12 protein-coding genes are annotated in these 16,342 nt (G+C 68.4%); 8 read left to right on the plus strand and 4 right to left on the minus strand.

The features are described 5' to 3' along the window. Window positions 1-13: 13 nt before the first annotated feature. Window positions 14-916 carry a DUF5996 family protein gene (locus ABZ783_RS35180; RefSeq protein ID WP_357446744.1) on the minus strand — a complete coding sequence of 301 codons (903 nt, stop codon included), beginning with the start codon at window positions 914-916 and terminating at the stop codon, window positions 14-16. 370 nt (window positions 917-1,286) lie between these two features. Then, window positions 1,287-2,417, minus strand: a complete 1,131-nt coding sequence (locus ABZ783_RS35185; protein WP_357446747.1) for a transposase — start codon at window positions 2,415-2,417, stop codon at window positions 1,287-1,289. Window positions 2,418-2,459: 42 nt separating this feature from the next. Between ABZ783_RS35185 and tnpA the strand changes: the two genes are divergently transcribed. From tnpA to ABZ783_RS35210, 5 genes are all read left to right on the plus strand, one after another. Continuing rightward, window positions 2,460-2,891 (plus strand): IS200/IS605 family transposase, encoded by a 432-nt coding sequence (gene tnpA / locus ABZ783_RS35190; protein ID WP_357446750.1) that lies wholly within the window; start codon window positions 2,460-2,462, stop codon window positions 2,889-2,891. Window positions 2,892-3,763: 872 nt separating this feature from the next. Next, a complete protein-coding gene (locus ABZ783_RS35195; protein WP_357446753.1) occupies window positions 3,764-5,143 on the plus strand; it encodes a sugar ABC transporter substrate-binding protein in 1,380 nt (459 codons plus the stop codon). A gap of 75 nt (window positions 5,144-5,218) precedes the next feature. After that, entirely contained in the window at window positions 5,219-6,172 is a 954-nt protein-coding gene (locus tag ABZ783_RS35200; RefSeq protein ID WP_357446756.1) for a sugar ABC transporter permease, read from the plus strand. Between the two features lie 4 nt (window positions 6,173-6,176). Further along, entirely contained in the window at window positions 6,177-7,064 is an 888-nt protein-coding gene (locus tag ABZ783_RS35205; protein ID WP_357446759.1) for a carbohydrate ABC transporter permease, read from the plus strand. A gap of 94 nt (window positions 7,065-7,158) precedes the next feature. Further along, window positions 7,159-8,829, plus strand: a complete 1,671-nt coding sequence (locus ABZ783_RS35210) for a glycoside hydrolase family 13 protein (RefSeq protein ID WP_357446763.1) — start codon at window positions 7,159-7,161, stop codon at window positions 8,827-8,829. Between the two features lie 52 nt (window positions 8,830-8,881). Here ABZ783_RS35210 and ABZ783_RS35215 read toward each other — a convergent pair whose 3' ends face one another. Together ABZ783_RS35215 and ABZ783_RS35220 are read right to left on the minus strand one after the other, a co-directional pair. Then, window positions 8,882-9,472, minus strand: a complete 591-nt coding sequence (locus tag ABZ783_RS35215; protein WP_357446765.1) for a discoidin domain-containing protein — start codon at window positions 9,470-9,472, stop codon at window positions 8,882-8,884. Window positions 9,473-9,644: 172 nt separating this feature from the next. Next, window positions 9,645-13,919 carry a discoidin domain-containing protein gene (locus tag ABZ783_RS35220; protein WP_357446768.1) on the minus strand — a complete coding sequence of 1,425 codons (4,275 nt, stop codon included), beginning with the start codon at window positions 13,917-13,919 and terminating at the stop codon, window positions 9,645-9,647. A gap of 345 nt (window positions 13,920-14,264) precedes the next feature. Here ABZ783_RS35220 and ABZ783_RS35225 point away from each other — a divergent pair, with 345 nt between their 5' ends. The 3 genes from ABZ783_RS35225 to ABZ783_RS35235 form a co-directional block, all read left to right on the plus strand. Further along, complete coding sequence (locus ABZ783_RS35225) at window positions 14,265-15,344, plus strand: LacI family DNA-binding transcriptional regulator (protein ID WP_357446771.1); 1,080 nt, start codon at window positions 14,265-14,267, stop codon at window positions 15,342-15,344. 169 nt (window positions 15,345-15,513) lie between these two features. After that, window positions 15,514-15,906 (plus strand): zinc ribbon domain-containing protein, encoded by a 393-nt coding sequence (locus tag ABZ783_RS35230; RefSeq protein WP_357446779.1) that lies wholly within the window; start codon window positions 15,514-15,516, stop codon window positions 15,904-15,906. Window positions 15,907-16,000: 94 nt separating this feature from the next. Beyond that, a partial coding sequence (locus ABZ783_RS35235) for a hypothetical protein (RefSeq protein ID WP_357446774.1) occupies window positions 16,001-16,342 on the plus strand: 342 nt, incomplete at its 3' end.

Below are 16,342 nucleotides of genomic sequence, written 5' to 3' on the forward strand. Positions count from 1 at the left end.
TTGGTGCCGGTGGTCAGGGTGCGTACTGGGTGCGTAGTTTGCTGGTGTCCCAGCCGGCGCGATGGGCGCCGGCCTGGTAGGCGCTCTCCAGGAAGTCGAGGACGGTCGCGCGCGGGTCGGTGGCGGCGCGGGCGTCGTCGTAGGTCAGCAGCGCGAGGTGTGCGCCCCGGTTTTCGACCCAGCGTGCCTGCGCGGGTCGCAGCGGTTCCTCGGTGAGGCCGTCGGGCTCGGGCGCGGTGTAGGAGTAGAAGGCCGGTTCGGGGATGTTCTTGTCGCCGAACCAGAAGCCGGCGCTGATCACCTCGTGTGAGTACGCCTCCCGGGTCACCGGGTCGACGGTGTCCGGCTGCGGCACCTGCCGGCCGGAGAAGCGGGTGACCGCGATGTCGAAGGTGTGCCAGAAGTGGTGCACCGGGCTGGTCTTGGCGTTGCACCGGGCGGCGTAATCCTCCAGCACCAGCCCCACCTGGCTGAGTACCTGCCAGTACCGGTTGACCCAGTACGAGTCGTACGCGGCGTGCGTGGTGTCCTCGGCGAACGGGATGCGGTCGGTCAGATCGTAGGGCTTGGCCCCGATGTGGGCGCGGATGCCGAGGTGCGACAGCGCGGCGAACAATCGTTCGTGGAACGCCGCGACGGACAGGCCAGGCAGCGGGAAGGAGGCCGTCTGGCCGGCCAGGGTGTTGATGGCCAGCCGGTGGTCGACGAAGTCGAAGTCGATGGCGAACATCAGGTCCCGGCCCATGGGCCGGGAGGTGATGCCGCGGCCGGTCAGGTGGAACGGCACGTGCCACCAGTGGTTGCGGGGCGGTGCCTGGTCCAGCCGGATCTTGCCGACGATCTGTGTGAACCGGTGGACGGTTTCCTTTGAGTCCGCCCAGGCGGACAGGGGGATCGGCGGGAACAACTCGGTCATCCGGACTCCTCCGACAGCGTGCCCGTGCAGCACGGCCAATGCCGGCATCCTCCCCGATCCAATGACCGTACGGGCGCTAACCTCGCGTCTTCACGCCACGCGCACGTCGATGGACCCGCTTATCCGGGCTGGCCGGGGTCAACGCGCCGGACATGCCGTGCGGGGCCAGGTGTGGCAGCGGCTGACCGCGGGCTCGCCGGACTGAGCTTGAGGGCCAGCACCGCGGCCCCAACCATCCGAGGCCCTCGCCGGCTACGCCATCATCACCAGCCACCAGATCCGCTCCGTTGCCGTCGGAAAGCACCACCAGTCAGCTTCTCGGCCCTGAAGGGCCGAGCTTGCAGTTCGTGTCCGGTGCTGGCTGCATCGGTCACGCCGCGTTTGGCAGGCTGACGGCTGCCCAGTCCGCGGCACCGCGGGTGGCGATGTTGCGGGCTGCGTTCACGTCGGCGTGCTCAGCGAAGCCGCACGACGTGCATCGGAAGATGGATTGGTTGGGCCGGTTGGCCTTGGCGATGTGCCCGCAGGCGGAGCAGCCCTGCGAGGTGTACGCCGGGTCCACGTGGACGAGGGCCACTCCGGCGCGGGTCGCTTTGTAGGCGATGTGCCGGCCGAGTTGGTGGAACGCCCACGAGTGCAGAGTGACCCGCTGGGGCCGTCGGAGCCGTACCCGGTCGCGGATGCCCGTGAGGTTCTCCAGGGCGATACCGCGGCCGGTGCGTTCGGCCTCGGTCACGATCTGCTTGGCGATGCGATGGTTCGTGTCAGCCGCGAACCGGGCCTCCTTACGCCGGCGGGCCTTCAACAGCCGCTTGGCCGACTTGGTGCCAATACGCTGGAGCTTCGCCCGTAGCCGCTGGTTACGGTGACGCACCCGGTTCAAAGCCTTGCCAGAGTGTCGGATGCCGTCGTTGGTGGTGGCGATGTTCGCGATGCCCAGGTCCACGCCGAGGAACCCGCCAGGCTCTTTCACCTCGACATCGGGGATGTCGCAGGTGGCGTACAGGAACCACTTGCCGTCACGGCACACAAGGTCGGACTCGCCCTTGCGGTGGACGGCCAGGGTGGCGTACTGCTGCTGTGAGCAGCCGAAGCGAACCCGGTTCAGCCGGCCGCCGACGGCCCAGATCGACACCGTGCGGTCGGCGATCTGCCACGACAGGCACCGGTCGTCGAACGGCTGCGCGGCATCCCGACGGAACCCGACCGGCTTCGCCTCAGCGTTGCGGCGGCGTTTCGACCCGGGCTTGCCGAGGTTACCGGCGCGGATGTTGGCCGTCAGGGTGGCGTACGCGCCGGCGACCTTGCGAGCGACATGGATCGCAGGCTGAGCCGACAACCCCATCGCCTTCAACCGCCCGTAGGTAAGCCGCTGCAACGCCTGCTTCCCATAGACCCGCCGCTGGAACGCTTCCACCGAGGCGAGATTCGCGGCCTCGTTGCACAGCGCCAGCGTGTCCCGCAACGCCGCCTCCTGGCCGGCATCCGGGAACAGCCGCACCTGCACAACGATCTTCACCGTCCACAGTCTACCATCTTATCTATGTCACCCCGATGGGCCCCGGATCCGGATATTCGCCGTGGCCGCAGCGTCGTCTACAACCTGCACGTACATCTTGTCTTCGTCACCAAGTATCGGCGGGACGTACTCAATGACGCCATGCTCACCCGGTGCGAGCAAATCATGGCCGACGTGTGCGACAAACTCGGCGCGCAACTGCGGGAGTTCAACGGCGAAGACGACCACGTCCACCTCCTCGTCCACTACCCGCCAAAACTATCGATATCGACCCTGGTCAACCGACTCAAGGGCGTATCCGCGCACTACCTGCGGCAGGAGTTCACCGGCCGGATCAACCGGCACATCATGCACGGCCACCTGTGGTCGCCGTCGTACTTCGCCGGATCGTGCGGTGGGGCACCCCTAGCAGTCATCCGCGAGTACATCGAAAACCAGAAACGCCCACGCACGTGACGCGATTTTTCCCGGCCCTGAAGGGACCGGGATTCCTCGCTAGGCCACGTTGAACGTCCAGCCGTCGGTGGGCCTGCCCTGCCGTCAGCATTGGCTGCTCTGCCTGCACGCGGCGGCATCCCGTTCGCCGAGGACAACACGCACCTGCCTGGGCGCGTGGCTGCGCCGCCAGCGCCGCGCCGCCGAGGCCAGGGCGCCGCTGCGCGGCGGCCGAGGCGTTCGGCGCGCGGAGGTCGGGCACGGCGGTGCTGACGCCCGTGGCACGTACGGTCGGCACAGGCCCCGTGGCGGGGAGCTCCACGGCGGTGGGCCGGATGGTGCCTGCTGCCAGGCGTTGCCGCCGCGGGGCTGGGTCGCCGGGGCGTAAGGCGGGCTGATCCAGCTCGGGCTGGTCAAGGTGTCCGAGCGCAGCCAGGTCCAAGGGCTTGCCGACGGTGACTTCGGACAGTTGCGGATCGTCGGTGCCGGCGGAGACGGCCACGGCCAGCAGGTCGGCGCCCCTCTGGGACTGGGGTCCGGGGATGGTTCGACCAGTGCCTGTCCCGGGCGCTGCCCCTTGCAGCGGCAGGTCGAGTTTGGTCGGTGTGCCCTGGACTCCAGCAGGACCTTTGGTAGCTCGCGCCGATCGCGGTGCCATCGCTGTCGGGTCGAGCAACGAGCTTGGTTACGTAGTTGCGTCGTTTCTTTGCAGTAACCAGTCGAGACCTTGCGAGCATCAGTCGCCGTCGCTACAGTGACGACTCACGCCACGCCTCCACGTCACCGGGGTCGACCTCGTCCAGGGGTGACTCGGGAAGCAGCACCACACCGCCGCGGTGACGGCCATCGCGGGACCCACCACTACGAACGCCCGTTCCCGAAGGGATGGACAGATGTCGCTACCGCACTACCGAAGGGCCGCGGTGGTAGTCCTCGCGGCCGGCCTGGGGCTCAGCCTCACGGCGTGCTCCACCAAGAGCAACGACGGGTCGACCGACGCCAAGGGCAAGGTCACCATCACGGTCGACTGCATGCCGGTCGGCTCGCAGAAGGACCTGGTGAAGAACTGGAACGACGACGTAGCCGAGTTCCAGCGGCAGAACCCGACCATCACCATCAAGAGCGTGAGCGTCGGCGAGCAGTGCAACAACCCGCCGGACTTCACCGCCCGCCTCGCCGGCGGCACCGTGACGGACCTGTTCTACGGGTACATGACCGACCTGCAGCAGGTGCTCGACTCCGGCCAGGCGATGGACGTCACCGACTACGCCAACAAGAACACGGTCCCGACCTGGGACAGCATCGACCCGGCGCTCAAGGGCGTCTTCACCGACAACGGCAAGCTCTACGCCATCCCGACGAAGAACTACTCGATGGGGCTGCTCTACAACAAGGCCCTGTTCCAGCAGGCCGGGCTCGACGTGAACAACCCGCCGAAGACCTGGGCCGACGTCCGGGCGGCCGCCAAGAAGATCTCCGCCCTCGGCAACGGCATCGCCGGCTACGCCGACTACAGCGCGGGCAACACCGGCGGTTGGCACTTCACTGCCGAGCTCTACGCGCAGGGCGGCGAGATGGTGACGGCCGACGGCAAGAAGGCCGACTTCAACAACGCGATGGGCAAGCAGGTCCTGCAGAACCTCAAGGACATGCGGTACGGCGACAACAGCATGGGTCAGCGGCAGCTGCTCGGCTGGGGGGACCTGTTGACCCTGGCCGGCGCGGGCAAGGTCGGCATGTTCGTCGGCGCACCGGACGCGACCACGGCGATCGTGACCCAGTTCCAGGGCAAGTACCAGGACTGGGCGATGGCTCCGATGCCCGGTCAGGACGGCCCGGCGAAGGGGACGCTCGGCGGTGGCGAGGGCTACTTCTTCAAGAAGGGCCTGACCAAGGAGCAGGTCGAGGCCGGCCTGAAGTGGCTGGCGTTCGAGAAGCTGACGCCGGGTAAGGGCCAGTTCGACTACGTGCGGGCCAAGCCGCAGAACCAGCCGGTCGGTCTCCCCCAGCCGACGCTGTTCGCCGTCGGCAGCGACGCGCAGAAGCAGGAGCTGGAGCTCCGCAAGGCGAACGCGAACGTCCCGGTGGAGAACTTCACGGCCTTCGAGGCGAGCCCGGCCCCGATCAAGGGCGAGCCGCGCAACGCGCAGGCGATCTACGCGGTGCTCGACGCCGCGATGTCCGGGGTGCTGACGAACGCGAACGCTGACGTCGACGCGCTGCTCAAGACGGCCGAGTCCAAGGTCAACCAGCTCCTGGCCAGCAACGGATGAGCGTACGGGCGGGGCCGGCTCCCGGCCCCGCCCGTCGTCCGCAGGCCGACCGCCCCCACGTCCAGGAGCTCGCACATGGCTCTCACCACCGTTCCCGGCACCAGCCAGCAGCCCGGCAGCCGGCAGTCGCCTCCCGGTCGTCGCGCGCGGGCCCGCCTCGGTCGGAAGGTGCGGGACAACCTCACCGGACACGCGTTCCTGATCGGGGCGATGCTCTGCTTCGCCCTCTTCGCCTGGTATCCGATGATCCGCGGTGTCGTCATGAGCTTCCAGCGGACCCGGCGAGGCGAGACCACCTGGGTGGGCTGGGACAACTACGTCCGCATCGTCAACGACCCCAGCTTCTGGACGGCGTGGAAGAACACGCTCTACTTCACCCTGCTCGCGCTGATCCTGGGATACGTGGTGCCGTTCGCCGTGGCGATCGTGCTCAACGAGTTCCGCCATGCCAAGGGCTACCTGCGGGTTCTGGTCTATCTGCCGGTGATGCTGCCACCCGCGTCGGCGCTGTTCCTGTTCAAGTTCTTCGTGTACGACCCGAGCGACGCCGGCCTGTTCAACTCCATCCTCAGGGCGCTGCACCTGCCGACGTCGGAGTGGATGCAGTCGTCGACGATGACGATGCCGGCGATGGTGATCGCGTCGACCTGGATGAACATGGGCGGCGCCGTGCTGATCTACCTGGCGGCACTGCAGAACATCCCCGGTGAGCTGTACGAGGCGGCGGAGCTCGACGGGGCCGGGATCTGGCGGCGGATCGTGAACGTGACCATCCCGCAGACCCGGCTGATCCTCACCCTGATGGCGATGCTGCAGATCGTCGCCACGATGCAGCTGTTCATCGAGCCACTGATCCTCGCCAACGGCGCCGGCACGCAGGACGCCGCGACCTCGGTGGCGTACCTCATCTACCAGCACGGGTTCTTCCAGAATGACCTCAACGGCGCCGCGGCGCTCGGCGTGATCATGCTGGTGGCGTTGGGCGGCTTCTCCGCCGTCTACGCACGGCTGGCCGCACGACAGGACTAGGACCATGGCACAGGATTCCGGGGGCCGTACCCTCATCTCCCCCGCCCAGCTGCGGCGGGGCCGCGGCAAGGTCGTCTACTGGATCTTGCTGTTCGCCGTCGTCGTGGGCTTCACGCTCGTCTTCCTCGGGCCGCTCTACTGGATGGTGACGGGCGCGCTGAAGTCGGGCCAGGAGATCGCCCAGACTCCCCCGACGCTGTTCCCGAACGATCCTCGGGCACAGAACTACGCCGACGCGTGGACCAACCTGAACCTCGCCAAGCTGCTGTTCAACACCTTCTACTACGCCACCGGGGCGCTGCTGTTCCAACTCGTGCTCGACACCGCGGCGGCGTACGCCCTGTCGAAGCTGCGCCCGGTGCTCGGCAACCTGATCCTCGGCCTGATGCTGGCCACGCTGATGATCCCGGCGATGGTGCTCATCGTCCCGCAGTACGTGACCGTGATCGACCTGCCGATCCTGCACGTCAACCTGCTCGACTCGCCCTTCGCGATCTGGTTGCCGGCGGTGGCGAACGCCTTCAACATCTTCCTGCTGAAGCGCTTCTTCGACGCCATCCCCGAGGACCTGATGGCGGCGGCCACCATCGACGGCGCGGGGCCACTGCGGACGTTGTGGTCGATCGTCCTGCCGATCTCCCGTCCGATCCTGGGCGTGGTCTCCATCTTCGCGGTGACCGCGGTCTGGAAGGACTTTCTGTGGCCGAAACTGGTCATGCCCTCACCCGAAACCCGGACGGTGAGCGTCGGCATCTACGCGTTCTCCACGGGCACGCCAATGAACGTGGTGGTCGCCGCCGCGGTCATCGCTGCCGTCCCCACGATCGTGTTCTTCCTGATCTTCCAGAAGAACATCATGTCCGGCCTCACCAGCGGCAGCCTCAAGGGCTGACCCAGGTCCGCGTCCCCTCGACGTGATGCCCGGCCACCGCCACCCGGCGCGGCGGCGGCCGGCAGCACCATACGCACGAGAAAGCAGGTAGTCCGTGGCGGAAATCCAGGCCCCTCAAGCCACCAGGGCACGCACACTTCCCACCGAATGGTGGCGCTCTGCCGTCATCTACCAGATCTACCCCCGCAGCTTCGCCGACAGCAACGGCGACGGCATCGGCGACCTCGGCGGCGTACGCGCGCACCTGGACCATCTCGAGGCGCTCGGGGTCGACGCCGTGTGGTTCAACCCCTGGTACGCGTCGCCGCAGGCGGACGCCGGCTACGACGTGGCCGACTACCGGGCCATCGACCCGGTCTTCGGCACCCTGGCCGAGGCCGAGGAGTTAATCCGGGAGGCGCACGAGCGGGGCATCCGGATCATCGTCGACGTGGTGCCCAACCACTGCTCGGACGCGCATCCGTGGTTCGTCGAGGCGCTGCGCACCGGACCGGGATCCGCCGCCCGCGACCTGTTCTGCTTCCGGGCCGGGCGAGGCGAGGACGGCGAGCTGCCGCCGAACGACTGGCAGTCCATCTTCGGCGGCCCGGCGTGGACCAGGACCAGCAACCCGGACGGCTCGCCGGGCGAGTGGTACCTGCACCTGTTCGCCGCCGAGCAACCCGACCTCAACTGGGAAAACCCCAAGGTCCGCGAGGAGTTCGAGGACGTCCTGCGGTTCTGGTTCGACCGCGGCGCGGACGGCGTACGCATCGACTCCGCCGCGCTGCTGATGAAGGACCCGGCGCTGACCGACTTCGATCACACCGACCCGCCGTTCCCCCACCCCTACACCGACCGCGACGAGGTGCACGCCGTGTATCGGTCGTGGCGGGCGATCGCGGACAGCTACCCCGAACCGCGCGCCCTGATCGGCGAGGTGTGGCTGCCCGACGCGGAACGGTTCGCCGCCTACCTGCGCCCCGACGAGCTGCACACGGCCTTCAACTTCGCCTTCCTCGGCTGCCCGTGGGAACCGGACGCGCTGCGCCGGGTCATCGACGAGACGATGGTGGTGCACGCCCCGGTCGGCGCCCCGCCGACGTGGGTGCTGTCCAACCACGACGTGCCGCGGCACGTGACCCGCTACGGTCGCGCCGACACGTCGTTCAACCTCGAATACCGGCAGCTCGGCGCGCCCACCGACCGGGCGCTGGGCCTGCGCCGCGCCCGCGCCGCCATCCTGCTCACCCTCGCGCTGCCCGGCTCGGCCTACCTCTACCAGGGCGAGGAACTCGGGCTGGATGAGGTGGAGGACATTCCCGAGGCGCTGCGGCAGGATCCGATGTTCCACCGCACGCAGGGCGAGAATCTCGGCCGTGACGGCTGTCGGGTGCCGATGCCCTGGTCGGGCCAGGTGCCACCGTTCGGGTTCAGCCCGGCCGACGCCGCGCGGGAGCCCTGGCTGCCGCAGCCGCGGGCATGGCGGGACCGGACGGTCGAGGCGCAGACCGGTGACCCCGACTCGATGCTGGAGCTGTACCGGCGGGCGCTGGCCTGCCGGCGCGGCGAGCCGACGCTCGGCGACGGCCCGTTCGCCTGGTTGCCGGCGCCCGAGTCCGTCCTCGCCTTCAGCCGGGGCCCGCAGGGCCGCTTCGTCTGCGTGGTCAACCTGTCGGACCGGGCCACCGAACTGCCCGTGGCCGGGACGGTGCTGCTCAGCAGCGGTCCCTTGGACGGCACCCAGCTGCCCCCGGACACCGCAGCCTGGGTGTCGACGCGCTGAGCTGCCATGAGGGTGCCGCCAGGACATCCTGGCGGCACCCTCATGAACCCCATTACGCGGAGTAGATTTCGCCCTCGGACAGCTGGCCCGCCGGCCAGCCGCTGTTGGCCGTCACGTTCAGCCGCACGTATCGGACGATGGTGTTGGCGAAGGTAACGGTGACGGTGCTGCCGGTGGCCGGGTTGAACGTGTACCCGGTCGAGCCGACGATCGTGTCGAAGGCCGAGCCGTCGGTGCTGCCGAGGATCGAGAGCGTCTGGGTGCGCGTCGCCCAGGCGGACGAGGGCGGCAGCTTCATGACGAGCCGGCTGATCCCCGACGCGGAACCGAGATCGACCTGCCACCACTGTGGAAAGGTGCTGTTCACGCTCTCCCAATAGGTGTTGGCGTCGCCGTCGACCGCGTTTCCGGATCCGTAGACCTGATTGTGGCCGCTCTCCGAGGTCGACTTTCCGCGAGCCAGGTTCGTGTTGGTCGCCGGGTCGGTCGTCTGCGTTACGGCGTTGGACGCGGGCGATACGTTGCCCGCGGCATCCTGCGCGGTGACCGTGAAGGTGTACGCCGTGCCGGGGTTGAGTCCGCCGACGGTGATCTTGCCGACGACGTCGCCGGGCGGACTCGCCGCCGCGGCCGGGCCCGTCATCGCCTACAGCAGCTCCGCGGTGGACAGCGCGCCGAGCGCCGACCCCACAGCGCCGACGTCACCAGTGTGCGACGGGAAATGGTCATGTCCGCTCCTTCCTTGGCAGCGGGAGGAACTCGGGGTACCCGGCGGCGGTCGGGACCGCCGCCGGGTACCCCGGTCGGGTCGGTTGCTACGGGTTGACGGTGATGGTGAACGTGGACGTGGTGTTGCGGATGTTCTGGTAGTTGTTCCGGAAGGTCAGGTTGTTGAAGGTCGCCGACCCGACCGCCGGCCCCTGTCCCGACTCCGGCATCTCGTTGGCCCAGATACCGAACCCGGACTTGGCGTCGAACGCGTCACCACTGCGCTGGGCACCGGAGATGGTGATGTTCGTGAAGACGGTGTCGGTGACCGGGGTCTGCTCCGGGTACTTGGTCTGGAACATGATCCCGTGGTAGGTCGGGTCGACGATGTCGACGTCGCTGATCCGGATGCCGCGGAACTCCTTCGAGGCGGCGAAGAGCCAGATACCGGGGAAGGTCTGGGCGCCCCAGAAATGGCCGCCCGACCGGACGATCGAGGCGTTCTGTATCCGAGTCGGTGTGGTGCCGAACCCGACGAACGGATAACCGAAGTCGAGCGAGCTGATCGTGATGCCGGCGTACGTCAACTGGTCCGCGATGTAGAGGTTGCGGAACGTGTTGTTGGAGCCGCCGTAGACCGCGATGCCGGCCGCCCGCCAGGTGAGCGTGGCGGTCAGGTTCTCGAAGATGTTGTTGTTGTTCCCGACCGAGGCGCCCTGGTCGGTGGCGGAGAACAGCGCGAACGCGTCGTCGCCGTTGCCCCGGCCCTCGTTGTTGCTGACCAGGACGTTGGTGGTGCCGTTGGTGAAGTTCACCGCGTCGGCGAAGGTGTTGCGGAACCGGGAGTTCTTGATGGTGACGTTGTCGTTGTGCACGCCCCAGTACGCACAGACGGTGTGCTCGACCCAGACGTCATCGATGGTCAGGTTCGAGTTGTTCATCAGTTCGCCCCACACCTTGCCGGGGCCGTCGATGCGCGAGGTGTAGTTGCCGAAGAACGCCAGGTGCTTGAACGACGAGCCGTTGGCGGTGCTCTGGACCGCGAAGCCGGCGTCGGTGTTCTCCTGGCCCGGCGGGGTCTGGAATCTCGTGTACCAGACGCCGGCGCCGACCACCTGGACCGGCTTGCCGTACACCTGGAGCTTCTGGGCGGTGTCGTAGGTGCCCGGCGGCAGGTAGACGCCCACCTTGGTGCCGGTGGTGTCCATGCGGACGGCGTCGAGGGCGTTCTGCACGTCCTGGTGGCTGAAGCCGGTGGGGACGACGTACCGGCTCGGGTCCGGGTTGGCGATCGGTGACACCTGCTCCAGGTTGACGAAGTCGATCGCGTACTGGGAGGTGTTGGCCGCGTCCTTCTGCAGCCGGATGGTGCTGCCCTGCGGGACGCTGCTGTCGAGCAGGATGTTGGCCTCGTCGTAGATGTGGCGCGGGCTGCCGGCCCCCGGCGAGTTGCCCGGGGAGGCTTCGGCGCCGTAGAGCCACATGTACTTGGAGCTGAGCGGGATGGCCTTGTGGAAGGCGCCGTTGACGTAGATGTTCAGGGTGGTGTTGATCCCGCCGCCGCCGGCCGCGTCCGGGATGGAGAACCGGACCACCAGCGTGTTGGTGGGCACCCGGGTGGTCCACTGCACGTAGCTGCCGGTGCTGTTCAGGGTGACCGCCTTGCGGCCGGACGCCTCGCCGGCGAGGTCGCCGATCGTCCGGTTCGGCCCGACGACCTGGGCGCCGCCGCCGAGGGTGCCGTCCTCGGCCTCGTACATGTCGTACGGCAGGTTGGCGCCGCGGCCGACGTACAGCGACGTGGTGCTGGTGTTGTTGCCCTGCTTGACGGGCAGTTCGTTCGGGTCGGCGGCGAGGACCACCTGCACGGTGTACCTGCCGTTGGCCGCCGTCCAGGTGCCCAGCGACACTGACGCGGCGGTCGCGCCGGCCGCGATCGTTCCGGTGACAGCGCCACTCAGGGTCGCCACCGTGGTGTTGTTCGCGTCGATCACCTTCAGGGTGATGCTGTGCGAGCCGGAGCCGGACGCGATGGTGCCCTGGTTCTTGACGGCGACGGAGAAGGTGACCGCGTTGCCGGCCGCGGGGGTGGTCGGCGACCAGGTCACCGACGCCGCCACCAGGTCGGCGCTCTGCACCGGGGCGACCACGAGGTTGGTGCTGCTGGTGAAGCTGTTGTTGGCGTCGTTGAGTTCGATGACGGTGTTGGCCTCGTCGACCTTGGCGGTGAGCTGGTAGCTGCCGGCGTCGCGCGTGCCGATGCTCGTCGAGACCGTGGTGGAGGCGCCGGCGGCCAGCCCGGCCACGGCGGCGGTGCCTACCTTGGTGGTGCCGAGGTAGAGGTTGACGTCGGTCGCGCCGGACGCCGCAGTGCCGGTGTTCTTGACGGTCGCCGAGACGGTCACCGGGTCCGTCTCGACCGGTGCGGACGGGCTCCACGAGAGGCCGGTCACCTGCAGGTCCGGGTTGGGTGCCGGCGTGCCGATGACCTGGAACTCGGCCACCTGACCACCCGGCGCGCCGGTGTTGCTGGCGATCTGGAGCCGCAGGTCGGCCACCCGGCCGCTCACCGGGATCGTCACGGTGTTGGCCGACGACGGGTTGAAGGTGTAGTTCTGGGCGGCGGCCAGCGTGGTGAAGGTGCCCGAGTTCTGCTCCCGCCCGAGGACCTGAATGTTCTGAGCACGGGTCGCCCAGCTCGGGTCCGGGTTGAGCTTGACCGCGACGGACGTGACGTCGGCGTTGGCGCCCAGGCTGACCGTGAGGGTGCTCGGGAAGCCGGCGCCCTCGAAGTACGTGGTGACGTCGTTGTCGTTGGCGTTGGCCGGCACGTAGATGTAGGTGTTCGCGGAACCGGTGATCGGCTTCCCGGCCGCCAGGTTGGTTCCGCCGCCGCCGCTCCCGGCGCGGGTCACCGTGTTGCTGGCGGCGGAGGTGTTGCCGGCGGCGTCCTTCGCCTTGACGTAATACGACACCGTCGTCGTGTCGGGCTGGCTGTCGGTGTAAGAGAGGGTCGAGCCGTTGACGCTGGCGCGCGGCGCGCCGTTGGCGTAGATGTCGTAGCCGGTCACGCCGACGTTGTCGGTGGCGGCGCCCCAGGCGAGCCGGATCTGGCCCGAGCCGGGCTGGGTGTAGGTGAGGTTCGTCGGTGCTGTGGGGGCGATGGTGTCGCCGGCGTGGCCGGTACGGGTCACGGTGTTGCTGTTGCCGGACTGGTTGCCGGCCGCGTCCCGGGCCCGCACGAAGTAGCTCACCGTGGCGCTGTCCGGCTGGTTGTCCGTGTAGGTCAGTGCCGCCGCCGGCACGCTGGTCAGCAGGTTGCCGTTGAGGTAGATGTCGTAGTTGGTCACGCCGACGTTGTCGCTCGACGCGTTCCAGGTCAGCCGGATCTGCCCGCTGGCCGGCTCGGTGTAGGCGAGGTTGGTGGGGGCGGTGGGGGCCTGGTTGTCGCCGGTGCCCAGGCCGTAGACCTCCAGTTCGCCCAGTTGCGCGGCCGGCCAGCCGGTGTTCGCGGTGAAGTTCAGCCGCACGTACCGGGTGGTGGTGGCGTTGACGTTGATGGTCACCGTGTTGCCGCCACCGGGGTCGAAGGTGTACGCGGCGGAGCCCACGATGTCGCTGAAGGTGGACCCGTTGGTGCTGCCCTGCACGCTGAGCGTCTGCGTCCGCGTCGACCAGCCCGAGGTGGGCAGCTTGAGCACCACCCGGTTGAGGCTGACCGAGGCGGCGAGGTCGACCTGGATCCACTGTGGGAACGCGTTGTTGGCGCTCTCCCAGTAGGTGGCCGAGTTGCCGTCGTTGGCCCGGTTCGCGGCGTAGACGTCGGCGTGGCTGCTCTCCGTCATCGTCTTGCCCTGGGCCAGGTTTCCGGTCGACGCTGTCGTGCCGTACACCTCGAGCTCGGCGAGCTGTCCGGCTGGCCAGCCGGTGTTGGCGGTGATATTGAGGCGGACGAAGCGGGTGTTGGTCGCCGGGAAGTTGATGGTGACGGTGTTGCTCGACGCCGGGTTGAACATGTAGGTGGCGGAGGTGACGATCGTCGCGTAGCCGGTGCCGTCGAGGCTCCCCTGGACGGCCAGGGTCTGGGTCCGGCTGCCCCAGCCACTGGGCAGCCGCAACACTGCCTGGTCGATGCTGGTGGACGACCCAAGGTCGACCTGGACCCACTGCGGGAAGGCATTGTTCGCGCTCTCCCAGTAAGTCGCCGGGTTGCCGTCGGTGATGTTGCTCGAGGAGTAGACGTCGGTGGAACTGCTGGCCGAGGTGGCCTTGCCGGCGGCGAGGTTTGGCCCGCCGGCCGCCTGGGCCGGCAGGGCCGGCGCGGAGGCCACGGTCAGGGCCGTGACGGCGACTGCCACGAGCAGCCGGTGCAGTGTTCTCATGTGCGACCTCAATCTTCCGCGGGGGACGCGTTCGCGGCGTGGCGGGGACTGCGCCGCGAGAGGCAGGGCAGGGTCGCTCACTTCGGTACCGCGCGAGGCGGCCCGATCGGCGCTGCCGAAGCCGCACCGGTCGAGCCTCCTCCCGTGGAGAACGAGAGGAGCGACGGTAGGAACGGACGTAACGCCGGCAAGAATCGTAGGGATCGGTGCAAATTCTTGCGGTGTCAGGAAGGTTACCGAGCGGCTACGCGACGGTCAATGGGGCCAGACGGCTATTTATTGACGGGTTTCGCTGCCAAGCCGATCGTGCAAGTAGTTGCACTGGCATGCACTATGATTGCGCTCGTGACACGCAGGTTGGCGGAAGTGGCCAGGTACGTCGGGGTCAGCGAGGCGACCGTGAGCCGGGTGCTGAACGGCAAGCCCGGCATCTCGGATGCCACTCGGGCCTCGGTGCTGACGGCCCTCGACGTGCTCGGGTACGAGCGGCCCTCGAAGCTGCGCGGCGAACGCGCCCGGCTGGTCGGGCTCGTGCTGCCCGAGCTACAGAACCCGATCTTCCCGGCGTTCGCCGAGGTCGTCGGCGAGGCGCTGGCCAAACGGGGACTCACCCCGGTCCTCTGCACCCGCACCGTGGACGGCCTGTCCGAAGCGGACTACGTCGACATGCTGCTCGACCAGCAGGTGTCCGGAGTAATCTTCGCGGGCGGCAACTACGCCCAAGCCGCCGCCGACCACGGTCACTACCAGCGGCTGCTCGACCGCCGGCTACCGGTCGTGCTGGTCAACGCCGGCATCAGCGACCTCAAGTTCCCCACCGTGGCGACGGACGACGCCCATGCCGTCGACCAGGCGTACGCCCACCTGACCACGCTCGGCCACGAGCGGATCGGGCTCATCCTCGGTCCACGCGACCACGTGCCCTCGTCACGCAAGCTGGCCGCCTTCCAACGGTTGACCGGGGCCGTCGACGACCAGGACGACGACACCGACGACGCCCCCGGCGGTGGCCTCATCAAGCGGACGATCTTCTCCATGGAAGGCGGACACGCGGCCGCGACACGCCTGATCAAGCGCGGCACCACAGCGCTCATCTGCGCCTCCGACGTCATCGCGCTGGGTGCCATCCGGGCCGTCCGACGGCTCGGGATGAGCGTCCCGCAGGACGTGTCGATCGTGGGCTACGACGATTCGCCGTTCATGGCCTGCACCGACCCGCCGCTGACCACCATCCGGCAACCGATCGACGCGATGGGCCAGTCCGCCGTGAAACTGCTCCTCAGCGAGATCGCCGGCAACGCCGTCCCGACCGACGAGCTGGTCTTTGAGCCCGAGCTCGTCGTGCGGGGTTCCACCGGAGCCGCGCCCAGCGCGCCGTCGGCCCCGCCGGCCAGGCGACGTACTCGCCGCACGGTGACCGCGTAGCCCGCGCCGTCACGCGGTCGTCAGGGCCGCCCGGCTGCCCGGATCGGCATCCCGGCCAGCACCGGAGGGGGTGGCGGCCGGACACCTAATCAAGCCGTACCTCGGCGCGGTGCTGCCAACCCTGATAATCACCGGGCTGCTCACCTTCGCCCGGCTTTTCCAGAACACGGTGGAGAACGCTGGTAGTGCGCCTGCTGCACAACCGCAACCTCAGCTGGCTAGGTTCTGCCAAGTACCTGCCACCTCCTCCACCTGCCCCGCCTGTCTGCGGCGGGTACCGAAACCGCGTGGCCGGGCCTTGGTCTGCCCGCACTGTCAGTTCTCCGGGCACCGTGACCTGATCGTGGCTGCCATCATCGCCACCCGCACCCCGGGCGGCGGACCCACCACCCCCAAGCAGCCGTTGTGCTGCCGAAGGTGGTCACGCACCGTCGAGCCGGCCGACACCTACCCGGTGCCGGCCAGTCCCGGCGTGACCCCCGCCGCCCACCACAAGCGGCGAGAGGATCAGTTGGCCCGCGGCGGCCCGCCCCACCACCAGGTTGGGAGTCGCTCGCCATAACGGCGAGGATCCACAACAGTGCACCGGAAACCCGGTGAACGTTAGTGGACACTTAAGGATCTAGCGGCTGGGAGGCGAGGGCGCCGAGCGCCGCATGGACGACCACGAGCACAACCAAGTGGCAAGTGCTGGGTCCATGATGCGTGGCGTCGTGGACGGCGCCGATGGTGGTCGGCCCGAGCGCGGCGAGATGGAGGGCAGCCACGGCGGCAGGGCTGTACAGGCCGGTCTCGCTGATGAGTCGCGCAACGAGTTGCCGGTCGAGACCAGTCGACGACGCCTGTCCGAAGGCCGAGCGGGCGGCTTCGAGAAGCTGCCCGCTCCGGTCCTACACGTGGATCGTCAGCTTCTCGGCCCTGAAGGACTCCGTTGGGGAATGGCGAAAACGTTCGGATGCACCTGTTGGCATGATTGTTGGATCGACCGGGTGGAAAGG

Origin of the sequence: Micromonospora sp. NPDC047738 (genome assembly GCF_040642675.1) — a bacterium.
Lineage (GTDB): Bacteria > Actinomycetota > Actinomycetes > Mycobacteriales > Micromonosporaceae > Micromonospora.